We start from the raw sequence: 23,282 nt of genomic DNA on the forward strand, positions 1-23,282 counted from the left end.
GCCTACGTGCACGATGGAACAGTGACCGACACGCCTGAAACAGCCGATCTCACACCATCACGCGTCGACCCTGCCGATCCGTCGACCGTTCTGCTCGTCGATCTCGACGGCACCATCACCGACAGCTTCGCCGGCATCGCCAACAGTTTCCGCCACGCCCTTGCCACGATCGGCGCCCCGGAACCCGAACCGGACGTCGTCGCCGGGATCGCCGGCCCGCCGATGATCGACACGCTGACCACTCTCGGCATGGATGCCGCCACGGCCGACGCGGCGATGCGCGCATACCGCGAGCGGTATACCGATGTGGGCTGGCTGGAGAACTCGGTGTTCGACGGAATGGGCGAGGTACTCGCGGACCTGCGCGGTTCCGGACGAACCCTCGCGGTGGCGACGTCGAAGAACGAGAACACCGCCCGGGCCATCCTGAGTCACTTCGGACTGGCGCAGCATTTTGCCGTCATCGCCGGCGCGAGCGACGACGGTCGGCGGCGCGCCAAGTCGGACGTGATCGCACATGCGCTCGACGGACTCGGCATCGACGCCGACCCCGTCGCCCATGTGACCGGGGCCCCCGTGGTGATGATCGGTGACCGTTCTCACGACATCGAAGGCGCAGCTCTGTTCGGGATTCCAGCGGTCCTGGTGCGTTGGGGCTACGCTCTGGATGGGGAGGACGGCTCGGCGACCTGGTCTGTCGGGTCCATTGCACATCTGCGCGAGGTACTTGGTGTCTGATCAACTGCACGTGTGTTTCGTGTGCACCGGCAACATCTGCCGGTCGCCCATGGCACAGAACATCTTCCGGTCGGCGCTCGACGACGCGGGGTTGAGCGAGCGTGTCCTGGTGAACAGCTGCGGTACCAGCGGCTGGCACACCGGCGAGCCCGCAGACAACCGAGCGCGCACCGAACTGCTCGCGCACGGATACTCGGATGCCCATGTGGCGGCCCAGCTCTCACCAGAGCACTTCGACGCCGACTTGCTGGTCGCGATGGACTCCGGGCACGTCCGTGATCTCGAGCGCAAGCGTCTCGGCGACCGGGTGCGCCTGCTGCGTAGTTTCGACCCCGCCGCCGGCCCGGACGAACTCGACCTCAACGACCCGTACTACGGCGGCAGTGAGGACTTCGAGCTGACCCGCGAGCAGATCGAGGCGGCCGTCCCCGGTCTGCTCGCATGGGTGCAGGCGGCCCTCGAGAACCGCTGAGGACGGTCAGGCCGGCAGCACCAGGTTGTGCACGAACCTGACCTTCTCGAGCACCTTCTCCGGCAGGACGAACGGATACAGGTCGGGATGGCCCATCGACCGGTTGATCTGGTTCAGCGCCCAGGTCAGCGGGAGCCACCACTCGATGAGACGCTCGAATCCGACATCGCCGGGTAGTGCGCTGTCGATGGTCGACCCGGCCGGCGCCATCGCGAAGGCCGCCGCCGTGTCGAGCGTGTCCCGGATGTGCAGGTAATGCGCGAACGTCTCGGCGAAGTCCTCGGCGGGATGCATGGTGGCGTAGGACGACACGAAGGTCTGCGGCCAGCCGTCCGGTGCCCCCTGCGAATAGTGACGGTCCAACGCCGCCTGGTAGTCCTCGTCGGGGTTGCCGAACAGCTTCTCGAACTCGGGACGCTTGTCCTCGTCGATCAGTACGAGTTGGTAATAGTGCCCGATCTCATGCCGAAAGTGTCCCAGCACGGTGCGATACGGCTCCTCGAGTTCCACCCGCATCTGCTCGCGGTGCACGTCGTCGCCTTCCGCGAGATCCAAGGTGATCACACCGTTGGCGTGTCCGGTGACGACCGACTCATCCGAACTCGACAAGAGGTCGAAAGCGAGCCCGATGTCGGGATCCTCGTCACGGTCGCGGATCGGCAGGCCCAGCTCGTCGAGTTCCAGGATCACCCGCCGCTTCGCGGTCTCGGCACGGCCGAATTCCACGATCGCTTCCGCGTCGGTGTCGGCCGGACGTGTCCGAGTCAGGCGGCACGACGTGCACATCTGCGGCAGGCCGGTCCACTTGACCAGCCAATTACATTGCGCCACTTTGTTGTTGGCGCACCGCTCGAGCAGCTCGCCGTCGACCTTGACCCGGCCATCCTTGTCGAGGACGTGGATGGACCGGGTGGGCAGCCAGAATCCCAACGCACTCTTGCAGTGCAGGCACAGGCTGTTCTCGAAGGACAGACGCTGACCACACGTCCGACACAGGAAGTCTCGCATTGCGACAACGGTACCTTGCTCTGGCGCCCAACAGCCGAAGGCCGGGTCGGGGCGGCTTTGCCACCTCGGTACCGTTGAGGTGTGCATGTGTTGCGGACGTTCCTGCGCCCGGGGTGGCTCGCCCTCGGCGTGGTGGTCGTCGCGTTCGCGGCGATGTGTTTCATGCTGCTGGCGCCGTGGCAACTGGGGAAGAACACGGCGACGGAGCAACGCAACGCGCTGATCAAGTCGGCGGTGTCGCAGGCTCCCCTGCCGATCGCCGATGTGGCTCCCGCAGGTCGGGCGTTCGAGCCGTCCACGGAGTGGCGTGAGGTGTCGTTGACCGGGCGGTACCTACCCGACAAACAAGTCCTGGTCCGCCTTCGCTCGGTGGAGGAACGTCCGGCCGTCGAGGTCCTCACCCCGTTCGACGACGGCTCCCGAGTGGTCCTCGTGGATCGCGGATACGTCCGGCCCGATCAGGGGACGCTGCCGGCCATTCCCGCCGCCCCATCCGGCCAGACGACCATCGATGCCCGCATCCGCAAGAGCGAGGGCACCTCGCCGGGGCGTGGCGCACACGACGAGGCCGGCGCCATGGCCGTCTACACGATCGACCCCGCCGAGGTCGGCCGAGCCATCGACACCTCGCTCGACCCGTTCTACCTCCAACTCTCCCCCGACCAGCCGGGTTCGCTCGGCGAGATCCCGCTGCCACAACTGGAATCCGGCCCCTACCTGTCCTACGGGCTGCAGTGGCTGGCGTTCGGCATCATGGCCCCGCTCGGTGCCGGCTATTTCATCTACTCCGAGATCCGCCAGCGTCGACGCCCCGCCACCGAATCGGCCACCGACACCAGAACCGATTCCGGGGTCGAGGTCGAGGGCGGCGGCGCGCTGCACGCACACGATCACGCGACGTCAGCCGCACGAAAACGGCGTGAGCGCATCCGCGCCGACCTGCGCGATGCCGGCACCGACTCCAGCTCACGACAACGCGGCCAGATCGGCAGCGGACCCGACGCCGATGCGGCATCGGCGGACGTACGAGCCAAACTCACCGACCGCTACGGCGGCTGAGCGCCACCCGCAGCGCCACCGCGCCCACCGCGGCACCGACCTGCACGGCACGTGAGAGTCGAACCGCCGCACGTAGATCCGCAGTACCCGGGGACGGCCCGCCGCCCAGCCGGGGCCGGTCCTCGACACCGTGCGGGTACACGGTGCGGCCGCCCAACGTCACTCCGAGAGCACCCGCGAACGCCGATTCGACGACGCCGGCGTTCGGGCTCGGATGATGCCGGGCATCGCGCAGCCACGCCGCTGCGGCCCGCCGCCGCGCATCGCAGAGCACGACGACGAGCAGACCGGTGACGCGTGCGGGCATCAGATTTGCCAGATCGTCGAGCCGCGCGGCGGCCCATCCGAATCTCGAGTACCGGGCGTTGCGATATCCCACCATCGCGTCGAGCGTGTTGACGGTGCGATATGCGATGAGGCCGGGTGCACCGGCGACGGCGCCCCAGAACAGTGGCGCCACCGTCGCGTCGGAGGTGTTCTCCGCGATCGATTCGAGCGCGGCGCGCGCGACACCCGCTGCGTCGAGCGCCTGCGGATCACGACCGCACAGACTCGGCACCAGATCGCGGGCCGCCTCGAGGTCGTCGGCGTCCAGCGAATCGGCCATCGCCTCGCCCACCCCGACCAGGGTCGTACCCCCGAGCACGGCCCAGGTGGTGACCGCGGTCACGGCGACCACCATGGGAGTGGTCCGGCCGCGCGTGGCGAGGGAGCCGGTCATCCAACCGGTGCCCACGCAGATCCCCGTGAAGATCGTTCCGGCGAGTCGCGAATCCCGGTAGAGGAGCTGCTCGGCGCGGGCTGCACCGCGCCCCAGACCCGCCACGGGGTGGTATCGCCGAGGGTCACCGAGCACACCGTCGGCGACGAAGCCCGTGAGCAGCCCCAGCGCGACACCCACCCCGCGTTGCCCGCCGCGGCGCGGACGACGGTGATCGTTGCGGTGAATGGCGGACACACGGCGATCGTAGTGGCGGGTGAGGGCCGGTCCGGCGCCGGCTGCACGCCCTAGACTCATCGCGATGGCCCGAACCCGCGCAGAACCCGTCGCCGGCAAGCACACGATCGACACCGGCGTGGCCGAGCTGACCCGCGACACCATTGCCGGCGGGTGGCTGCTGACCATCAACGGCGCGCAGAGTTCACACATCCATCCCGACCCCGGCGTACTCGACTTCGAGTACATGCGGCAGATGGCAGCGGTGATCGGCGACCGATACGACACCGACGCCCCACTTCGGGTGTTGCATCTCGGCGCGGCGGCGTGTGCGCTGCCGCGGTACCTCGCGGATCGTTATCCCGCATCGCGACAGGTCGCGGTCGAGATCGACGCCGAGTTGGCACGCCTGGCGCGCGAATGGTTCGACCTGCCGCGAGCCCCGCGACTCCGCATCCGCGTCGGTGACGCCCGGGAGGTGCTCAGCTCGCTGACCGAGCAGACGCGTGACGTGATCGTCCGGGATGCCTTTGTGGCGACGCGCACGCCACGCCATCTGACGTCGCGTGAGTTCATCGAACAGGTCCGCCGGGTCCTTGCGCCGGGAGGCGTCTACCTGGCGAACTGCGGTGACAACCGAGACCTCACACTGGCGCGGGCGGAGGTGTCCACGGCGGCGTCCGTCTTCGATCACGTCTCCCTGATTGCCGACGCCGCGATGCTCAAGGGACGCCGAACCGGCAACATCGTCCTGGCGGCCGGCGACCGCCCGGTCGAGGCCACCTCCGAGCTGGTCCGCACGCTGCTGAGCGATCCCCAACCGGCGCAGATCCTGGCCGGGCGAAAAGCGCTGGACTTCGGGTCGGGCTCGGTTCTCACCGATGCGGGGCCGGCCCGCTGACCGGCGCGGCGGCATCCACATCGACGACCTGTCGATCAATCGGGCTACATCCGGTTTCCTGGTGTGAATTCCCGGATCCAGAAGGCGAAGCAACCGTCGACAACACGTTCGATTGCAGCGGTCGCCGACACGTACTCAGATCACGTAGTCGAGGTTGCCGACGATCGCCTCGCCGATCTGCCGGTCGCCCTCGACCACGACACGACCCGGGTCGGCGCTCTTTCGACCGCCCGCCAGGCGCGCAAGGTCCACACAGTCCAGGGTCAGGATCACGTCGGCCGACTCATCGCCGTCGGGGAACTGGTCGATCGCCGATGCACGGTCGTCGACGACGATCCGGATCTCCCGCGGCGCGATGCCACCGATCCTCATCAGCACCGACGACCCTTTCGGCGTACCGGCGCGCTTTCCCACGACGAACGGCATCGACGACGCGATCTCGGTCAGGGCCATGGTGGCCGCCACCGGGTCCGACGGCGCGGACCCGTCCGTACTGTCGCGGATGTCGATCTCGTGCATCCAACAGTCGAACACCCGGATTCGCATGAACCGGCCATAGGTGTCCGGACCCGCCGGCGTCAGGGCGTCGGCCTCGAACTCCTCCTGTGTCATCGCCGTCAGTGCGTCCGTTCGGACCGCGATGATCTCGCGGAAGGCGCTCATCACCTCGGACCGCGACGACCCGCGGAAGTGGTCGAGCCACCGCTCGTTGAGTTCGCCGATGGGGTTGCGGACGTGCTCGAGCGCGGCCACATCCCGCGTCGACTCGACGTCGCGGCCTGCGAGAAGACTCTCGGTGCCGATCACATGCGCGACGACGTCGGCCACCGTCCAGCCGGGCAGCACCGACGGAATGTCCCACTGCTCGTCGGACAACGCCGACACCACCTCGTCGAGGGTCGCCCATTCGGTGGTCAAGGCCTCGACCACCGGTTTCACGGGCAGCACGGTTCTGGCCACGGCCGTCCTCCTTCTCTGTCGGCGGTTTTCACCGCACGGGTTCGGTGCAACTCGACGGCGCCGCGGCCAGCGAACAGAACTCGGCCGGGCGGGTCGGCCGATACGTGCTCGGCACCCCGTTGTCGCCGGTTATCCGCCGATAGGCTGCGACGGCGCCGGTCGGGCGGCGCGTCAGTGTGGGGTCGGTCCGGACGTCCACTGTGTAGAGACCGAATCGCGGTGTGTAGCTTCCCCACTCGAAGTTGTCGGTGAGACTCCAGTAGTTGTACCCGATCACGTTCATGCCGGCGCCCCGGGCCCGCTGCAACCAGTAGACCAGGTCGCGCAGATGATCGGCGCGACGGTAGCCGTCGCGCCGCGGGGTGCCGTCGCGCCGCGGGGTGCCGTCGCGCGTCGGCATCCCGGACTCGACGACGTAGAGGGGCTTACCGGGATAGCGGCGCGCATAGGAACGCAAGGCGTAATACAGGCCGTCGGCGGACACCGGCGCGAGCCACTGTTCATCGACCGCGGCATGCCAGGCACCCGTGTCGGCAGGCGAGATCGAGTAGTAGTAATCGATGCCGATGAAGTCGAGGGTGCCGGCCACACGATCGACGAACCCGGTGTCGAGAAGGGGTTCGACCGTCGGGATGTAGGCGACGTTCGACGACACCATCGCGCCGGGGTCGCGCCGGTGGATGTGCCGATAGATCGCGCGATGGACCGCGACCAGCCGGTCGATCATGATCGGCGCCGCCGACGCCGCCAGCGCTCCGATCTTGATCTCGTTCGTCACGTAGGAGAACGGCTCGTTGATGGTGATCCAGATCGGGTGATAGCGGGAGTACCGGTCCACGACGCGACGCGCGTTGCGCAACCACAGCGCCGGGGTGGACGGGTTCGCCCATCCCCCGCGGTCGGCCACCCATCCCGGGTAGACCCAGTGGTCGAGCGTGATCATCGGACGCATCCCGGCCGCGACGATCGAGCCGATCATCGCGTCGTAGTAGGCCAATTCGGTTCGGTCGACGACGCCCGGCCGCGGCTCGACACGCGCCCACTCGACACCGACGCGGTAGACCTTCACCCCGAGTGACGCGGCGAGCGCGATGTCCGCACGGTAGCGGTGCCGGAAATCCACCGAGTTCCCGATCCGGTCGTGTGTGCGACCCGATGCGACAAAGCGCATCCAGTTGCTGTCCGGTGACGAGCCTTCACTCTGAAATCCCGACGAGGCGACACCCCACGCGAAGTCCCGCGGCAGCGGTGCTGGGGCCGCGACGACGGGCGATATCGGTTGCGCGTGGCCGGTCGAGGCGACCATCGCGCCCGGCAGCAGGGATGCAAGCAGCGTCGCCGACAACACGACGATCGATGCGATGGCCGCTCGGTGGCCGGCCGCGCGCTCAGGCACGGGCCAAGGATGTCAGATGAGCGCGGCTTCCGAGTCGAATCGGCAGACCTGGCGACTGCGGCCCGCACGGTCGCCCCAGGCCCTATTCTGTTGCGATGTCCGCCACCCGACCTCGCGCCCGGCGACGGCTCGCTCTCGTCTGCGCCATCGTCGTGATGGTCACCTCGTTCGGACTCATCGCGCCATCACCGGCGGCTCCGGGGGTTCCTCTGACGCAGCAGGTCGCCGGGTGTGCCGGTTCGTCGATGCGAGCAGGTGCCACCGTGATCCGAACGGTGAAGGTCAGTGGTGTGGTACGCACGTTCCGGATTCATGTGCCACTCGGTTACAGCGGGCGCCAACCGGTGCCACTGGTGCTCGCCTATCACGGTCACGCGGAGCGCGTCGCACCGTTCGAGAGCTACACCGGGCTGTCGACGCTGCCTGCGATCGTGGTGTATCCCACCGGACTGCGTGGGACAGACAACCGTTTCGCGTGGCAGGGGGCTCCGTATGCATCACCGCGCGCCGACGATCTCGCGTTCACGCAGGCGCTTCTCCGCGACCTGCATGCCCGCGCGTGCGTCGACCGCTCCCGGACCTATGCCATCGGGCGATCCAACGGCGGCGGATTCGTCGCCATGCTCGCCTGCCGGATGCCGTCGGGGTTCGCCGGCTTCGCGACGGTGAACGCAGCGGTCTACCTGGAAGCGGTCGCGGGCTGTCCTCGGCAGGGACCCGCGATATCCCTGATCGATTTTCACGGCACCGCCGATCGCACAATCTCCTACGCGGGCGGCCGGCGATTCGGCGAGCGGTACCTGTCGACCCCGGAGTGGCTGCATCGCTGGGTGGCCCGCGACGGCTGCGTCGATGCGCCGATCACCGTGCCGGTGAATCTGGCCGTCGACCGCATGTCGTGGCTGTGCACCCGGGCAGGCGCCGCCATCGTCCATTACCGCATCCGCGGCGGGACTCACGCCTGGCCCGCTCCGGGCGGAACCTCGATCCTCGGCAGCGCGGGTAGTGCCGGCAGCACCGGTGGCACGGTGAACGCGACGGATCTGATCTGGCGGTTCTTCCTCACCCATCCGAGGCTCGGATCATCGTGACCCGACGGCCTCGCCTCGAGCGGAGCTCGACGAGCCGGCGCATCGAGCGGAGCTCGACGAGCCGGCGCAGCAGGGAGCCCGGGACGACACGTCCTAGCCTGGTGGGATGAGTACTGATCTCCCCACCATCGAGCTCTCCACCGGCGCACTGATCCCCCAGTTGGGTCTCGGGGTCTGGCAAGCCGATGACCAGGACACGCAGAACGCTGTTCGCTTCGCCGTCGGCACTGCCGGATATCGGCATGTCGACACCGCGGCGGCCTACGGCAACGAGACGGCCGTCGGACGTGGAATCGCGGATTCAGGCGTTGCCCGTGACGACGTCTTCGTCACGACCAAGCTGTGGAACGCCGACCACGGACGCGACCGCACGAAGGCCGCCATCGACGCCAGCCTCGATCGCCTGGGGCTCGACCACGTGGACCTCTACCTCATGCACTGGCCGCTGCAGAACACCGATCGCATGATCGAGACCTGGCAGGCGATGATCGACATCCGGGAATCGGGCAAGGCCACCTCGATCGGTGTCTCGAACTTCGAACCCCACCACCTGGCCGCCATCATCGATGCCACCGGCCACGTCCCGGCGGTCAACCAGATCGAGCTGCATCCACGCCTCGCACAGCGTGAACTGCGCGACTACTGCGCAGAGCGGGGAATCCACATCGAGGCGTGGAGCCCGCTCGGTGGCAGCGGCTCGGGGTGGGGGAAGAACTCGGCGCCCAACACGCTGCTGACCGATCCGGATCTGTCCGGCATCGGGGCGAAGCACGGGCGTTCGACCGCGCAGGTGATGATCCGATGGCATCTGCAGAACGGCGTGATCGTGATCCCGAAGTCCGTGCACGACGAGCGGATCGCCCAGAACATCGACGTCCTCGACTTCGAACTCGACGACGAGGACATGGCGGCGATCGCGGCACTCGACGTCGGCGCCCGGGTGGGCGCGCATCCCGACGAACTGAATCTCGGCGCTCGCGACTGACCTCCGGTTCTCGGCTTTCGAAAGCACCGTCGGTACCAGCTTTGACCGTCGGCGAACGGCCATTGCGGTCACCACCTGTCCGCAAAAGGCGGCAGGATGTCTCCCATGTTGGAAACGTCAGCCCGACTGCTCGCCCTGCTGACCCTGCTGCAGACGCGTCGCGAGTGGTCGGGAGCCGAGCTCGCGGATCGCCTGAGCATCACCACCCGAACCGTGCGCCGTGACGTCGACAAGCTTCGCGAACTCGGCTATCCGGTCGACGCCACGGTCGGCGTCGGGGGCGGCTATCGGCTCGGCGCGGGCGCGGAGATGCCACCGTTGCTGCTCGACGATTCCGAGGTGCTCGCCGTCGCGCTCGGACTCAATGAGATCACCACCGGGTCGGTCAGCGACATGGCGGAGGCGTCGGCGGGCGCGCTGACCAAACTGCGTCAGGTGATGCCGTCGCGGCTGCGGCATCGCCTCGACGCGCTCACCATGGAGGCCGTGCCCCGCGAATCACGGACGTCGGTGTCCGGCGAGGTGCTCACCGAGATCGCGACAACCTGTCATCGCTCCGAGCGACTGCGCTTCGACTACCGCCGCGGGGACGGTGCCGAGAGTCGGCGCGAAGTGGAGCCGTATCGGCTGGTGCGCAGCGGACTGCGCTGGTATCTCGTGGGGTGGGACCTCGGCCGCGAGGACTGGCGCTCGTTCCGGGTGGATCGGATGCAGCCCAAGACACCCACCGGTCCGCGGTTCACGCCACGTCCACTTCCCGACGGCGGCGCCGCCGGATACCTGGCCCGGAGTCTCGGCGCTGTCTACCGGCGCGCATCCGCGCGGGTACGCATCCATGCACCGCTCGACGAGGTCGCTTCGATGGTCGACGACGACTGGGGCACCATCGAGGCCGGTGACGAGAGTGGGTGCGACCTCACGCTGTACAGCACCTCACTGGTCAGCATCGCCCGCTGGCTCCGAGCCTTCGACGCCGACTTCACAGTGCTCGATCCGCCGCAGCTGACCGACGAGTGCCGCGCGGTCGCGCGTTATCACGACGATCTCGCCGCGAGGTACCGGCGCGCCGTCGGCGACCCGGCGGAACGATGACGCCCGAATCGCCTGAAGTGCTGTCGCGCACGATCTCTCGCCTGCGCGCGGCCGGCTGTGTGTTCGCCGAGGAGGAAGCCGGGCTACTCGTCGCCCACGCCACCGACGCCGCCAACCTCGACGCTCTCATCGCCCGGCGCACGGCCGGTGAGCCACTGGAGGTCATCGTGGGCCGCACGCGTTTCTGTGGCCTCGACGTCCAGGTGGACCCCGGTGTGTTCGTCCCCCGGCAACGGACGACATTCCTGGTCCGACAGGCGCTCAGCGTCACCATCCCGGGCTGCGTTGTCGTCGACCTCTGTTGTGGGACGGGTGCCATCGGACTTGCCATCGCGGATGCGGTGCCCGGGGTGCACCTGTATGCGTGTGACATCGATCCCGTCGCCGTGCGATGCGCGGCCCGCAATCTCACGCCGGTCGGTGGACACACCTACTGCGGCGATCTCTTCGACCCGCTACCGGATCGTTTACGCGGATCCATCGACGTCGTGGTGGTCAACGCACCGTATGTGCCCACCGACGAGATCGCCTTCATGCCTCCCGAGGCCCGCGATCATGAGCCGCACCGGACTCTCGACGGCGGCGCGGACGGGGTGGATGTCCATCGACGTGTCGGCGCATCGATCGGCGCGTGGCTACGTCCGGGCGGTCACCTCCTGATCGAGACAAGCCAGGCGCAGGCGCCACTGACGGCCGCGGCATTGTCGTCGGTCGGAATGGCGACCACCGTCGAGATCTCCGACGAACTCGCGGCGACCGTGGTCGTCGGCACTCTCCCGCCCGGCACCGCGTCGCCCCCCGTTCCCTGAGGAGCCTCCGAATCCGACACAGCGTCATCCCCCGGTCCCTGAGGAGCCTCCGAATCCGACACAGCGTCATCCCCCGGTCCCTGAGGAGCCTCCGAGCCTGCGAGGATGCGTCACGAAGGGCCGCCCTTCGTGACGCTCGCAAGCTCGCTCCTCAGGGACCGGGAGACGTCGCAAGCTCGCTCCTCAGGGACCGGGAGACGTCGCAAGCTCGCTCCTCAGGGACCGGGAGACGTCGCAAGCTCGCTCCTCAGGGACCGGGAGACGTCGCAAGCTCGCTCCTCAGGGACCGGGAGACGTCGCAAGCACAATCCGCACGGACCGAGAGACATCGCAAGCACGCTCCGCACGGACCGAGAGACATCGCAAGCACGCACCACGCGGACGGGAGACGGACCCGGAACACTCTCCGCGTCCCGCCGCACTCCCCACCCCGGTCCCTGAGGAGCCTCCGAGCCTGCGAGGATGCGTCACGAAGGGCCGCGCACAACGGGAGCCGGAATCTTTAAGTCCCACGAGTCGGAAGGACACGAGCCAGATGGTGCGCGCAAAGGGATTCGAACCCCTGACCGCTGGTGTGTAAGACCAGAGCTCTACCGCTGAGCTATACGCGCGAGGGCGGCCTCCGATGGCGACATCGGCGAACACCAACACATGAATCTAATGGGTAACCGTCCGGAGCCCAAACCGCCGGTGGCGGGACCGACTACTCCGCCACCAGCAGCGCCTTCTCCCACAATGCCGAGTCGCGGGCCTCCCCGGGCCCGACCATGTCCGCGAATCGGATGACGCCGTCGCCACCCACCAGGAACGTCGCCCGGTTGGGGTAGCCTGCGGCATCGTTGAACACTCCATAGGAACGTGCGACGGCGCCGTGCGGCCAGAAGTCGGACAGGATCGGGAACAGGAACCCCTGAGCCGACGACCACACCTTGTGGGTCGGCGGCGGACCCACCGACAGGGCGACGGTCTGCAGGCCGTCGCGTACGAACCGCGGCTCGTGATCACGGATGAAACCGAGTTCTCCCTGACACGTCCCGGTGAAGGCCAGCGGGAAGAAGACCAGCAGGACCTGCCCCCCGGCCGTGAGCCCGGTCAGCGACACCCGCTGGTTGTTCTGGTCACGCAGTTCGAAGTCGGGCGCCACGTCGCCCACGGCCAACGGTGACGTCGGTCGCTCGGTGGCGTCGTCGTTCATAGGCGCTTGCGGGATTTCGGCTGCACGAGCCGAGATCCGGACCAGCCCCCGAGACTGACGACATTGGTCTGCGTGAGGCCGGCCGTCGGCGCCGATTCGGCGATCTCGCTCGGATCGACGTGCCCGTCGGTGCCCGTCTTCGGCGAGAAGACCCAGACGTATCCGTCGTCGGCCAACGGCGCGATCGCATCCATCAACGCATCGACGAGATCACCATCGCCGTCACGCCACCAGAGAACGACCACGTCGATGACGTCGTCGGCGTCCTCGTCGAGCATCTCTTCGCCGATGACATCTTCGATCTCGGCCCGCAGGTCATCGTCGGTGTCCTCATCCCATCCGAGTTCCTGCACCACCATGCCGGATGTGAATCCGAGCTTGTGGGCGCTATTGCCCCCAGCGCTGCTGGACTCTGTGGCGGCTACCACCGCGTGCGACCTCCCTGCCAATGCGAATTCGACTGTCAGCTTAGGGAACAGCCTAAATGCTCAGAGTGCAAGCCGAACAGGGGGCAACCGGAACAGGACGGAATTGATACGGCGGGCATCCGGCAGGCGAACCGGATCCCGTGCTACGGCGTGGCCGGCACCGACGGCGTCGGCGCGGTCGAGGTTGCCGATTCAGATGGGCCCGCGCCCGGCGCGGGAGCCGGTGACGCGTTGGCGGTGGGCGGCATCGGCAAGTAGTCCGTACAGCTGTCGAGCACTGCCTGTTTGTCGCGAGTCCATTGCGCAGCAATCGGATTGAGCCCGGTCAAACGCTCCTTGCCGATGGCATCACCGAGTCGGCCGGTGGAGTCGAGAAACCGGTCGGCCGGGTCCTTCACGTCGGCCGGGGTCGACGAGGTGATCTTCTGGCGGATGAGATCGGAGCCGGCGATCAGACTCGCGCGAGCCTTGTCATCCAGATCGCCGATCTCGTCGTAACTGTGGACGTCGCTCAAGCGACGCACGAACGCGTTGTACCCGCGGACCATCACCACCATCGACGACATGGCCTCCCGGCAGAGGTCGATGCCGTTCTCGCGTGCCACCGAGGCCTCCGACGCGGACACCTCCGAACGGTAGACCGCAACCTCGCCCGGCGCCGCAGTGCCCGAGCCGTCGACCGACGCGCAGCCCGACAGCGCGGCCAGCGCCACAAAGCCGCCCGCGACCACAGCCGAGGACGTCGCCCGGCGATGGCCGACTCCCCTGCGCGTGACCCCGACATCCCTCGCGCCCCGCATAGTCCTCCTGACCCACGAGTAACAAACACCGCAACGCTATCGCAGGTCGCGGCAGGTGGCACCAACCCGGACGCAACGCGGCCCACCCGGTGCCAACTGCAGTGACATGCGGCACGATGAGGAGGGACACCGCTGTCCCGACATCAAGGGAGCGGGCCCGAGTCATCGCACGCCGGACACCACCGTGTTCCGGCCGACCGAGGGAGTAGGCATCACAGTGACCGAACAGGCAGAGCACACGAGGACCGGGGTGTCGGGGAACGGTACCGGCCCCGCCGCCCGCAACGAGGATCCGGGCCGCGTCCGGGTGATCCGAGAGGGCGTGGCGTCTCATCTGCCCGACATCGACCCCGACGAGACCTCCGAGTGGCTGGAGTCATTCGACGGGCTGATCGACGCCGCCGGACCGGCGCGCGCCCGTTACCTCATGCTGAGGATGCTCGAACGCGCCAGCGAGAAACACGTGTCGCTGCCGTCGTTGACCTCGACCGACTACGTCAACACGATCCCCACAGACCTGGAGCCGTGGTTCCCGGGCGACGAGACCGTCGAGCGCCGATTCCGCCGTATCCTGCGGTGGAACGCGGCGATCATGGTGCACCGTGCGCAGCGCCCCGGGGCCGGGGTCGGCGGTCACATCTCCACCTACGCTTCGTCGGCGACGCTGTACGAGGTCGGGTTCAATCACTTCTTCCGCGGGCTCGATCACCCCGGCGGCGGCGACCAGATCTTCATCCAGGGTCACGCCTCCCCCGGCATCTACGCCCGCGCCTTCCTCGAGGGACGGATCGACGAGGCGAGGATGGACGGGTTCCGCCAGGAACACAGCCATGCCGGCGAAGGCGGCGGCCTACCGTCGTACCCCCATCCGCGACTGATGCCGGATTTCTGGCAGTTCCCGACCGTCTCGATGGGTCTGGGCCCGATGAACGCGGTCTATCAGGCCCGGTTCAATCACTATCTCCACGACCGGGGCATCAAGGACACCTCGGATCAGCATGTGTGGGCCTTCCTGGGTGACGGCGAGATGGACGAGACCGAATCGCGCGGTTTCGCCAGCTTCGCCGCGACCGAAGGGCTCGACAACCTCACCTTCGTCATCAACTGCAACCTGCAGCGACTCGACGGTCCGGTGCGCGGTAACGGCAAGATCATCCAGGAACTCGAATCGTTCTTCCGCGGCGCCGGCTGGAACGTCATCAAGGTGATCTGGGGCCGCGAGTGGGACAAGCTGTTCTACGCCGACCGCGACGGTGCCCTGGTCAATCTGATGAACGTGACCCCGGACGGCGACTTCCAGACCTACCGAGCCAACAACGGTGCGTTCATCCGCGAACACTTCTTCAACCGCGACCCGCGCACGAAGGAACTCGTCAAGGACATGACCGACGCCCAGATCTGGGAGATGAAGCGCGGCGGACACGACTACCGCAAGGTGTACGCCGCCTACCAGGCGGCCGTCGCGCACAAGGGTCAGCCGACCGTGATCCTCGCCCACACGATCAAGGGCTACCTGCTCGGCTCGCACTTCGAGGGTCGCAACGCCACGCACCAGATGAAGAAGCTGACACTCGACGATCTGAAGGCCTTCCGCGACAACAACCGCATCCCGATCACCGACGAACAGCTCGACGAGAACCCCTACCTGCCGCCCTACTACCACCCGGGTGCCGATTCCGACGTCATCCAGTACATGATGGATCGCCGCAAGACCCTCGGCGGCAACCTCCCGGCGCGGCGCACCAGGTCCAGGGCGCTCAAGCCCGACGTGAGCCAGGCTCTGAAGACCTCGGCGAAGGGGTCGGGCAAGCAGCAGGTCGCCACCACCATGGCGCTGGTCCGCATCTTCAAGGACCTGTTGCGCGACAAGGAGATCGGAAAGCGGATCGTTCCGATCATCCCGGACGAGGCCCGCACGTTCGGTATGGACTCGTGGTTCCCGACGCTCAAGATCTACAACCGCAACGGACAGATGTACACGTCGGTCGATGCCGAACTGATGCTGGCCTACAAGGAGAGCTCAGAAGGTCAGATCCTGCACGAGGGCATCAACGAGGCCGGATCGGCAGCATCGTTCACCGCCGTCGGTACGTCCTACTCGACGCACGACGAACCGATGATTCCGCTCTACATCTTCTATTCGATGTTCGGGTTCCAGCGCACCGGCGACAGCTTCTGGGCCGCCGCCGATCAGATGACCCGCGGCTTCGTCATCGGTGCGACCGCGGGCCGCACCACCCTCACCGGCGAGGGCCTGCAGCACGCCGACGGCCACTCACCGCTGCTGGCCGCGACCAACCCGGCGGTGGTGGCCTATGACCCGGCCTTCGCTTACGAACTCGGCCACATCATCGCCGACGGACTCGCGCGGATGTACGGCGACGACCCGGAGAACATCTACTACTACCTCACGGTCTACAACGAGCCGATCTCCCAGCCGGCCGAACCGGAGAACGTCGATGTGACGGGCATCCTCAAGGGCATCTACCGGTTCCGGCCGGCAGCCGAGGGCAAGAACCTGTACGCCAACATCCTCGTGTCCGGCGTCACCATGCCGGATGCCCTGCGGGCCGCGGAGATCCTGGCCGACGAATGGGATGTGGGCGCCAACGTCTTCTCGGTCACCTCGTGGAGTGAGCTCGCCCGCGACGGCATCGAGGTCGACCGTGCCGCGGTCCGGGAGCCGACGGCGGCGCACGCTCGTCCGTACCTCACGGAGGTCCTCGCCGACACCATGGGACCGACGATCGCCGTGAGCGATTACATGAGAGGCGTGCAGGAGCAGATCCGCGCCTACGTGCCGGGCAGCTACCTCACCCTGGGCACCGACGGCTTCGGATTCTCCGACACCCGGCCCGCGGCCCGGCGCTTCTTCAACGTCGACGCCGAGTCGATCGTGGTCGCCGTACTGGTCGGCCTCGCCCGCGACGGCAACATCCCGTTCACCACCGCGACCGAGGCAGCCGAGAAGTACCAGATCACCGACGTGGCGGCGGCACCCGAGCAGACCAGCGACCCAGGTGTGGCCTGACCTCTGCTTTTCGTGCGCTGTGACCGGGCGGTCCGGTTTCGGACCGCCCGGTCACGGCGCGCGTCGAGGTCGTGACCGGGCGATGGTCGACAGGGCTACATTGAGAATGTGTCCGATGCCCGCGTGAACCAGGAGCCGCCGAAGGCCGACGTGTTCGGTGAACGCGGTGCGCATGTACCCGCGCCGGCGACCGTGCACGATGCGCTGCCGGACACCCTGCTGCGGCGGGTCAAGCAATACAGCGGACGACTCGCCACCGAGGCCGTGCACTCGATGCAGGATCAGCTGCCCTACTTCGGCGACCTCGACGCCGCGCAACGGGCAAGCGTGCAGTTGGTCGTCCAGACCGCGGTGGTCAACTTCGTCGAGTGGATTCAGGATCCCGAGGGCAACGTCAAGTTCACCGTTCAGGCGTTCCAGGTCGTGCCGCAGGACCTCGCCCGCCGGATCACGCTGCTGCAGACCGTCGAGATGGTCCGCGTCGCGATGGAGTTCTTCGAGAAGTGGCTACCGCTGCTCGCACGGAACGACGCCCAGCTGCGGGCACTGACCGAATCGGTGTTGCGCTACGGACGCGAGATCGGGTTCGCCGCCGCATCGATCTATGCGTCGGCCGCCGAATCCCGAGGTGCGTGGGACTCGCGTCTGGAGGCCCTCGTCGTCGATGCCGTGGTCCGCGGTGACACCGGACCCCAGCTGCTCTCTCGGGCAGCAGCGCTCAACTGGGACTCCGATGCGCCGGCCACGGTGATCGTCGGCGCCCCTCCACCGGAGCAGAACGTCTCGGTGCCGTTGGCGATACACAACACCGCCAAGCAGCACGACCGCTCGGCCCTGTCGGTGGTCCAGGGCACGTTCCTCGTCGCCATCGTCAGCGGGCCCGTGCGGCCGGGCGAGAGGTTCGTGACCGACCTGCTCAAACACTTCGCCGACGGACCTGTGGTGATCGGTCCGACGATGGCGAACCTCGGGAGCGCACCCACGAGCGCGTCGGAGGCGATGGCCGCCATCGCCGCCGTGGTCGGCTGGCCGAATGCACCGCGCCCGGTCCACAGCCTCGAGCTCCTCCCCGAGCGCGCACTGAACGGCGACCCGGCAGCGGTGAGTGCTCTCAACGAGCGATTGGTGCGGCCACTGGCCAAAGGGGGCAGCACACTCAACGCGACTCTGGAGGCGTATCTCGACTCGGGAGGCTCGGTCGAAAGCTGCGCGCGCGTACTGTATATCCATCCAAATACTGTCCGGTACAGACTGAAGAAAGTTGCGGAAATCACAGGTCGCGATCCGATGAACCCCCGCGACGCGTATGTCTTGAGGGTCGCCGCGACAGTAGGTCGTTTGACACACTTCCAAAACGAATCGCAATCACAGGCCACATGAATCACATCAGCCACAGGTCGTTTTCCGCGTTTTCGCTGATCAAGGTTGATAGGACACAGTTTTATAACGCATCTCAGAGTGATGACGAACCAGGTGACCGTTCGATCAAGTTTGTGGGAACCCCACAAATCCACACCAGAAGGTTCATGCGCCTCAACACCCACAAAACCACCCTGGACGGTGTTCTCTGGTCACGTGCTTTCGATGCTTGCGCCCGGCCAGGGCTCTCAGACACCAGGGATGCTGACCGCATGGTTGGAACTCGCGGGTGCCCGTGACCAGCTCGCGACGTGGTCGAAGCTGACCCGACTCGATCTCGAACGTCTCGGCACCACCGCGACCGCGGAGGAGATCACCGACACCGCGGTCACCCAACCCCTCGTCGTGGCGGCGGCTCTGCTCGCCTACGACGAGTTCAGCAAACGTTCCGAACTACCCGCCGACGCCATCGTCGCCGGGCACTCCGTCGGTGAACTCGCGGCCGCCGCGATCACCGGTGTGATCAGTGCCGACGAGGCCGTGTCCCTCGCCGCGATCCGCGGCGCGGAGATGGCGAAGGCGTGCGCGATCGAGCCGACGATCATGGCCGCCGTCCTCGGCGGCGACGAGGCCCAGGTGCTCGCGCGCCTCGACGAACTCGATCTGGTCCCCGCCAACCGCAATGCCGCCGGTCAGATCGTGGCCGCCGGCAGGGTCGAGGCGATCGACGAACTCGTCGCCAATCCACCGGAGAAGGCCAGGACTCGCAAGCTCGCCGTCGCGGGCGCATTCCACACGCGCTACATGGCTCCGGCGCGGGACGCGGTCGCCGCTGCGGCGTCGAAGATCACGCCCGCAGACCCCCATCGGACGCTGCTCTCCAACTCCGACGGCCTGCCTGTAACGAATGGCGCCGACGCACTGACAAAACTAGTGGCACAGGTGACGAAGCCGGTGCGCTGGGACCTCTGCTCGGCATACATGCGCGAGCACGCCACAACCGCAGTCGTTGAACTGCCGCCCGCAGGCACCCTGGTGGGCATTGCGAAACGAGAACTGAAGGGCACGCCGACGCTGGCGCTGAAGGAGCCCGACGGTCTCGACAACATCACCGAACTTGGATAGCGGTCGCGGCGCGAGGCCGTGACCCCCGGAAGAGCCGCCAGAACGGCTTGTCCAAGCACGCACGGAACTCCGGTGTCCGTGCGTGCTCCGGAGTTGCATATCAAGCGAACAAGAAGGGAACCACACAGTGGCTGCCACCCAGGAACAACTCATTGCCGGCATCGCCGAGATCATCGAGGAAGTCACCGGCATCGAGCCGTCCGAGGTGACCATGGAGAAGTCCTTCGTCGACGACCTGGACATCGACTCGCTGTCGATGGTCGAGATCGCCGTCCAGACCGAGGACAAGTACGGCGTCAAGATCCCGGATGAGGATCTCGCCGGTCTGCGGACCGTGGGCGATGCGGTTGCCTACATCCAGAAGCTCGAGTCCGAGAACCCGGAGGCCGCGGCCGCGATCCAGGCCCAGGTCGAGGCAGACAAGAACTCGTGAGCTCACCGTCCCTCCGCGAATACTCCACGCTGGGCGGGAACTTCCCGAACGTGGTGGTCACCTCCATGGTGGCCACCACCTCGCTCGGTGAAGATCTCGACTCCACGTGGAAGAAACTGCTGGCGGGTGAGTCGGGCATCCGTGAACTGACCGATCCCTTCGTCACGAAGTACGGCGAACTGCCGTGTCGTGTCGGTGGGCGCCTGGTCAAGGATCCCGCCGAAGAGGTGACACGCGTCGAAGCACGCCGGATGGCCTACGTCGAGCGCATCGCTCATGTGATGAGCAAGCGCCTGTGGGCCCACGCCGGCGAGCCCGAGGTGGACCCCGACCGCCTGGCGGTCGTGCTGGGTACCGGCCAGGGCGGCGGCGACGCGATGGTCGATGCCGTCAAGGCGATCGAGGAATCAGGCAACTACCGCAAGGTCTCACCGCTCGCGGTGTCGATGGCGATGCCGAACGGCCCGGCCGCGGTCGTCGGCCTCAACATCGGTGCGCGCGCCGGCGTGATCACTCCTGTCTCGGCGTGCTCGTCGGGCGCGGAGGCCATCGCGCACGGGTGGCGTCACATCGTGATGGGTGATGCGGACATGGTCGTCTGTGGTGGCGTCGAAGGGCATATCGACGCGATTCCGATCGCGGCGTTCTCGATGATGCGTGCGATGAGCACGCGCAACGACGATCCCAAGGGCGCCTCGCGACCGTTCGACAAGGACCGCGACGGCTTCGTCTTCGGCGAGGCCGCGGCCATGCTGATCCTCGAGCGTGAGGAGCATGCCAAGGCCCGCGGTGCGCACATCCACGCCCGCGTGCTCGGTGCGGGCATCACCTCGGATGGCTTCCACCTCGTTGCACCGGACCCCAGTGGTCAGGGCAATGCGCGGGCGATGACCCGGGCCATCCAGACCGCAGGCCTCACCAAGGCCGACATCAGCCACATCAATGCCCATGCCACGGCGACACCGATCGGTGACACCGCCGAGGCGGTCGGCATCAACATGGCGGTCGGTCAGCATGCGGCGGTCTACGCACCCAAGTCGGCCCTCGGCCACTCCATCGGCGCAGTCGGGGCGCTGGAGTCCGTGCTCACCATCAAGAGTGTCGAAGAGGGAGTCATCCCGCCGACGCTCAACCTGGAGAACCAGGATCCTGAGTGCGATGTCGAGGTCGTCTCGGGCGAGGCCCGGTACGGGCAGATCGACTACGCGTTGAACAACTCGTTCGGATTCGGTGGGCATAACGTCGCGCTCGCCTTCGGTCGCTACTGACAACTCCATCCCGACACCCTCAGGAGACTGCGAATGACCACACTGGCTCCCATCACCGGCCATGAGGAATCAGCCGATCCGCGTGATCCGCTGCTCCGGCTGACCAACTTCTTCGACGAAGGCACGATGTCGCTCCTGCACACCCGCGACAAGTCGGGTGTGCAAGCGGCGATCGGCATGGTCAACGGCGTTCGTACCGTCTCGTATTGCACCGATGGCACCGTGATGGGCGGTGCCATGGGTGTGGTCGGTTGCGCACACATCGTGAACGCGATCGACACCGCCATCACCGAGCAGGCACCGGTCGTCGGCATCTGGCACTCGGGCGGCGCCCGACTCGCCGAGGGCGTCGAGGCCCTGCATGCCGTCGGCGGCGTCTTCGAGGCGATGGTTCGTGCTTCGGGCTACGTCCCACAGATCTCGGTGGTCGTCGGTTTCGCCGCCGGCGGCGCGGCCTATGGGCCTGCGCTCACCGATGTGGTGATCATGGCCCCGGCCGGGCGTGTCTTCGTCACCGGACCCGACGTGGTCAAGAGCGTCACCGGCGAGTCGGTCGACATGGAGACGCTCGGCGGTCCGCTGACCCATGGCAAGAAGTCCGGCGTCAGTCACATCACCGCCGACTCCGAGCCCGACGCCTACTGGCGTGCGCGCCGTCTCGTGTCGACGTTCAGCCGACAGGGACACTTCAACCGCGAGCAGGCCGAGGCCGGCGACGTCGACCTCAAGGCGTTGCTGCCCGAATCGAATCGCCGCGCCTACGACGTGCATCCGCTCGTCACCAACCTGCTCGACACCCAGCTCGCCGCCGACGGTGAGACCGAGGTCTCCACTTTCGAAGAGCTGCAGGCAAAGTGGGCCCCGAACATCGTCATCGGGTTCGGGCGACTGTCCGGTCGCAGCGTCGGCGTCATCGCCAACAACCCGCTGCGCATGGGCGGCTGCCTGAACTCCGAGAGCGCGGAGAAGGCGTCCCGCTTCGTCCGTCTCTGCGACGCCTTCGGTGTGCCGCTGATCGTCATCACCGACGTGCCCGGCTACCTGCCCGGCGTCGGTCAGGAGTGGAACGGTGTGGTGCGTCGCGGCGCGAAGCTGCTGCACGCGTTCGCCGAATGCACGGTCCCCCGCGTGACGCTGGTGACCCGCAAGATCTACGGCGGCGCCTACATCGCGATGAACTCTCGTGCGCTCGGCGCCACCGCGGTCTTCGCGTGGCCCGGCTCCGAGGTCGCGGTCATGGGTGCCAAGGCCGCGGTCGGCATCCTGCACAAGAAGGCTCTCGCCGCCGCACCCGAGGACGAGCGCGAGGCACTCCACGAGCGTCTCGCGGCCGAACACGAGGCCATCGCCGGTGGTGTGGGGCGCGCCCAGTCGATCGGTGTGGTCGACGACGTGATCGACCCGGCCACCACCCGCAGCCGGATCGCCGAGGCGCTCGCCGCGGCACCCGCCCGCCGGGGTCGCCACAAGAACATCCCACTGTGATCAGCTGATCGCAGCGCGCAATTCGGCCCCGGTAGATCACTACCGGGGCCGAGTTACGTTCTGTCGGTGCTGTTCCGCGCTGGTCCGTGCGGTTATCCGACGCGCTGCTGCAGCCAGGTCACCTCGGCACCGGCACCACCCATGCGGTACGGCTCGAGCGCGTCGTCCCAGGCGACGCCGAGGGCTGCCTCGAGTTCACCGGCGAGACCGACGCTGTCGGGCTGCCGGTCGATCAGGGCACGCAGTTGCATCTCCCCGATCATCACGTCGCCGTTGGCGCTCGTGGAGCCACGCCAGAGCCCGAGACCGGGCACATAGCTGAAACGCTCACCGTCGACACCGTCGCTGGCGTTCTCGGTCACCTCGAAACGCAGCGCCGACCATTCCCGCAGCGCCGTCACCAGACGTGCTGCGGTGCCGACCGGCCCCGTCCAGTCCACCGTGGCACGCTGCAACCCGGGGTCGGCCTCTTGCGCCGACCACTTCAGGTTGGCCCGCGCATTCAGGGTCGACGACAGAGCCCACTCGACATGCGGGCACAGCGCCACCGGCGCCGAGTGGATGTACACCACTCCTGTCGTCATGTCCGCAAACTGATTCAGATTGCGCACCTTGCTCACCTCCGGTTTCGACGAGGAACGTCTTCCCCAACACACCTCGCGAACCGGTTATCACACTCGTGTGGTTAATTGTGCCCCATGGTGCCCGTG

Annotated in this window: 22 protein-coding genes and 1 tRNA gene; 14 read left to right on the forward strand and 9 right to left on the reverse strand. The window is 67.2% G+C overall.

Translation table 11 applies throughout. From position 1 onward, the window contains the following. Positions 1–21 precede the first annotated feature (21 nt). Complete coding sequence (locus AC4AMJ_RS10625) at positions 22–738, forward strand: HAD hydrolase-like protein (RefSeq protein ID WP_489918022.1); 717 nt, start codon at positions 22–24, stop codon at positions 736–738. Beyond that, a complete protein-coding gene (locus AC4AMJ_RS10630) occupies positions 731–1,210 on the forward strand; it encodes a low molecular weight protein-tyrosine-phosphatase (protein WP_489896211.1) in 480 nt (159 codons plus the stop codon). Before AC4AMJ_RS10625 ends, AC4AMJ_RS10630 begins: the two co-directional genes overlap by 8 nt. Before the next feature lie 6 nt (positions 1,211–1,216). Here AC4AMJ_RS10630 and AC4AMJ_RS10635 read toward each other — a convergent pair whose 3' ends face one another. Then, the gene (locus AC4AMJ_RS10635; RefSeq protein ID WP_489918023.1) at positions 1,217–2,218 is read right to left on the reverse strand and encodes a zinc-binding metallopeptidase family protein; all 1,002 of its coding nucleotides are present in this window, start codon (positions 2,216–2,218) and stop codon (positions 1,217–1,219) included. Positions 2,219–2,299: 81 nt separating this feature from the next. Here AC4AMJ_RS10635 and AC4AMJ_RS10640 point away from each other — a divergent pair, with 81 nt between their 5' ends. After that, positions 2,300–3,277 carry an SURF1 family cytochrome oxidase biogenesis protein gene (locus tag AC4AMJ_RS10640; RefSeq protein ID WP_489918024.1) on the forward strand — a complete coding sequence of 326 codons (978 nt, stop codon included), beginning with the start codon at positions 2,300–2,302 and terminating at the stop codon, positions 3,275–3,277. Here AC4AMJ_RS10640 and AC4AMJ_RS10645 read toward each other — a convergent pair. Then, positions 3,255–4,235, reverse strand: a complete 981-nt coding sequence (locus tag AC4AMJ_RS10645; protein ID WP_489918025.1) for a cobalamin biosynthesis protein — start codon at positions 4,233–4,235, stop codon at positions 3,255–3,257. The two genes, AC4AMJ_RS10640 and AC4AMJ_RS10645, sit on opposite strands and share 23 nt — an antisense overlap. A 64-nt stretch (positions 4,236–4,299) precedes the next feature. Between AC4AMJ_RS10645 and AC4AMJ_RS10650 the strand changes: the two genes are divergently transcribed. Next, on the forward strand, positions 4,300–5,115 hold the full coding sequence (locus tag AC4AMJ_RS10650; protein ID WP_489896215.1) for a spermidine synthase: 816 nt from the start codon (positions 4,300–4,302) through the stop codon (positions 5,113–5,115). 135 nt (positions 5,116–5,250) lie between these two features. Here AC4AMJ_RS10650 and AC4AMJ_RS10655 read toward each other — a convergent pair whose 3' ends face one another. Both AC4AMJ_RS10655 and AC4AMJ_RS10660 read right to left on the reverse strand, forming a co-directional pair. Then, complete coding sequence (locus AC4AMJ_RS10655; protein WP_489918026.1) at positions 5,251–6,075, reverse strand: maleylpyruvate isomerase family mycothiol-dependent enzyme; 825 nt, start codon at positions 6,073–6,075, stop codon at positions 5,251–5,253. 28 nt (positions 6,076–6,103) lie between these two features. Further along, positions 6,104–7,381 (reverse strand): family 1 glycosylhydrolase, encoded by a 1,278-nt coding sequence (locus AC4AMJ_RS10660; RefSeq protein ID WP_489918415.1) that lies wholly within the window; start codon positions 7,379–7,381, stop codon positions 6,104–6,106. A gap of 185 nt (positions 7,382–7,566) precedes the next feature. On the opposite strand from AC4AMJ_RS10660, the gene AC4AMJ_RS10665 reads away from it, so the two are divergent. The 4 genes from AC4AMJ_RS10665 (at position 7,567) to AC4AMJ_RS10680 (ending at position 11,448) form a co-directional block, all read left to right on the forward strand. Further along, a complete protein-coding gene (locus tag AC4AMJ_RS10665; protein WP_489918027.1) occupies positions 7,567–8,562 on the forward strand; it encodes a CE1 family esterase in 996 nt (331 codons plus the stop codon). A 106-nt stretch (positions 8,563–8,668) separates the two neighbouring features. Then, entirely contained in the window at positions 8,669–9,547 is an 879-nt protein-coding gene (locus AC4AMJ_RS10670) for an aldo/keto reductase (protein WP_489918028.1), read from the forward strand. A gap of 105 nt (positions 9,548–9,652) precedes the next feature. Next, on the forward strand, positions 9,653–10,639 hold the full coding sequence (locus AC4AMJ_RS10675) for a helix-turn-helix transcriptional regulator (RefSeq protein WP_489918029.1): 987 nt from the start codon (positions 9,653–9,655) through the stop codon (positions 10,637–10,639). Continuing rightward, positions 10,636–11,448 carry a putative protein N(5)-glutamine methyltransferase gene (locus AC4AMJ_RS10680; protein ID WP_489896220.1) on the forward strand — a complete coding sequence of 271 codons (813 nt, stop codon included), beginning with the start codon at positions 10,636–10,638 and terminating at the stop codon, positions 11,446–11,448. The genes AC4AMJ_RS10675 and AC4AMJ_RS10680 overlap by 4 nt, the downstream gene beginning before the upstream one ends. A gap of 536 nt (positions 11,449–11,984) precedes the next feature. On the opposite strand, the gene AC4AMJ_RS10685 is transcribed toward AC4AMJ_RS10680, so the two are convergent. From AC4AMJ_RS10685 to AC4AMJ_RS10700, 4 genes are all read right to left on the reverse strand, one after another. Continuing rightward, positions 11,985–12,059, reverse strand: a tRNA-Val gene (locus AC4AMJ_RS10685). 92 nt (positions 12,060–12,151) lie between these two features. After that, the gene (locus AC4AMJ_RS10690) at positions 12,152–12,643 is read right to left on the reverse strand and encodes a peroxiredoxin (protein ID WP_489896221.1); all 492 of its coding nucleotides are present in this window, start codon (positions 12,641–12,643) and stop codon (positions 12,152–12,154) included. After that, complete coding sequence (locus AC4AMJ_RS10695) at positions 12,640–13,071, reverse strand: DUF3052 domain-containing protein (protein WP_489896222.1); 432 nt, start codon at positions 13,069–13,071, stop codon at positions 12,640–12,642. The genes AC4AMJ_RS10690 and AC4AMJ_RS10695 overlap by 4 nt, the downstream gene beginning before the upstream one ends. 143 nt (positions 13,072–13,214) lie before the next feature. After that, positions 13,215–13,871 carry a hypothetical protein gene (locus AC4AMJ_RS10700; protein WP_489896223.1) on the reverse strand — a complete coding sequence of 219 codons (657 nt, stop codon included), beginning with the start codon at positions 13,869–13,871 and terminating at the stop codon, positions 13,215–13,217. Between the two features lie 250 nt (positions 13,872–14,121). Here AC4AMJ_RS10700 and aceE point away from each other — a divergent pair, with 250 nt between their 5' ends. From aceE to AC4AMJ_RS10730, 6 genes are all read left to right on the forward strand, one after another. After that, positions 14,122–16,902, forward strand: coding sequence for a pyruvate dehydrogenase (acetyl-transferring), homodimeric type (gene aceE / locus AC4AMJ_RS10705; RefSeq protein WP_489900956.1), 2,781 nt, complete (start codon positions 14,122–14,124; stop codon positions 16,900–16,902). A 108-nt stretch (positions 16,903–17,010) separates the two neighbouring features. Beyond that, positions 17,011–18,282: a PucR family transcriptional regulator gene (locus AC4AMJ_RS10710; RefSeq protein ID WP_489896224.1), complete on the forward strand. Its 1,272-nt coding sequence runs from the start codon at positions 17,011–17,013 to the stop codon at positions 18,280–18,282. Positions 18,283–18,477: 195 nt separating this feature from the next. Next, positions 18,478–19,386: an ACP S-malonyltransferase gene (locus AC4AMJ_RS10715; protein WP_489896225.1), complete on the forward strand. Its 909-nt coding sequence runs from the start codon at positions 18,478–18,480 to the stop codon at positions 19,384–19,386. Between the two features lie 127 nt (positions 19,387–19,513). Next, complete coding sequence (acpM, locus tag AC4AMJ_RS10720; protein WP_489896226.1) at positions 19,514–19,819, forward strand: meromycolate extension acyl carrier protein AcpM; 306 nt, start codon at positions 19,514–19,516, stop codon at positions 19,817–19,819. Further along, a complete protein-coding gene (locus AC4AMJ_RS10725) occupies positions 19,816–21,087 on the forward strand; it encodes a KasA/KasB family beta-ketoacyl-ACP synthase (protein WP_489896227.1) in 1,272 nt (423 codons plus the stop codon). Before acpM ends, AC4AMJ_RS10725 begins: the two co-directional genes overlap by 4 nt. 33 nt (positions 21,088–21,120) lie before the next feature. After that, the gene (locus tag AC4AMJ_RS10730; RefSeq protein ID WP_489896228.1) at positions 21,121–22,572 is read left to right on the forward strand and encodes an acyl-CoA carboxylase subunit beta; all 1,452 of its coding nucleotides are present in this window, start codon (positions 21,121–21,123) and stop codon (positions 22,570–22,572) included. A gap of 92 nt (positions 22,573–22,664) precedes the next feature. On the opposite strand, the gene AC4AMJ_RS10735 is transcribed toward AC4AMJ_RS10730, so the two are convergent. Beyond that, the gene (locus tag AC4AMJ_RS10735; protein ID WP_489896229.1) at positions 22,665–23,183 is read right to left on the reverse strand and encodes a DUF3145 domain-containing protein; all 519 of its coding nucleotides are present in this window, start codon (positions 23,181–23,183) and stop codon (positions 22,665–22,667) included. Between the last annotated feature and the right edge of the window lie 99 nt (positions 23,184–23,282).

Source organism: Gordonia sp. LMA484, from assembly GCF_058129505.1.

What these genes read in the sequence shown, in the direction of transcription:
- AC4AMJ_RS10635 (WP_489918023.1), bottom strand. Translation starts at nt 2,218, where the DNA reads ATGCGAGACTTCCTGTGTCGGACGTGTGGTCAGCGTCTGTCCTTCGAG.
- AC4AMJ_RS10650 (WP_489896215.1), top strand. Translation starts at nt 4,300, where the DNA reads ATGGCCCGAACCCGCGCAGAACCCGTCGCCGGCAAGCACACGATCGAC.
- AC4AMJ_RS10660 (WP_489918415.1), bottom strand. Translation starts at nt 7,381, where the DNA reads ATGGTCGCCTCGACCGGCCACGCGCAACCGATATCGCCCGTCGTCGCG.
- AC4AMJ_RS10665 (WP_489918027.1), top strand. Translation starts at nt 7,567, where the DNA reads ATGTCCGCCACCCGACCTCGCGCCCGGCGACGGCTCGCTCTCGTCTGC.
- AC4AMJ_RS10670 (WP_489918028.1), top strand. Translation starts at nt 8,669, where the DNA reads ATGAGTACTGATCTCCCCACCATCGAGCTCTCCACCGGCGCACTGATC.
- AC4AMJ_RS10675 (WP_489918029.1), top strand. Translation starts at nt 9,653, where the DNA reads ATGTTGGAAACGTCAGCCCGACTGCTCGCCCTGCTGACCCTGCTGCAG.
- AC4AMJ_RS10680 (WP_489896220.1), top strand. Translation starts at nt 10,636, where the DNA reads ATGACGCCCGAATCGCCTGAAGTGCTGTCGCGCACGATCTCTCGCCTG.
- AC4AMJ_RS10690 (WP_489896221.1), bottom strand. Translation starts at nt 12,643, where the DNA reads ATGAACGACGACGCCACCGAGCGACCGACGTCACCGTTGGCCGTGGGC.
- AC4AMJ_RS10700 (WP_489896223.1), bottom strand. Translation starts at nt 13,871, where the DNA reads ATGCGGGGCGCGAGGGATGTCGGGGTCACGCGCAGGGGAGTCGGCCAT.
- AC4AMJ_RS10730 (WP_489896228.1), top strand. Translation starts at nt 21,121, where the DNA reads ATGACCACACTGGCTCCCATCACCGGCCATGAGGAATCAGCCGATCCG.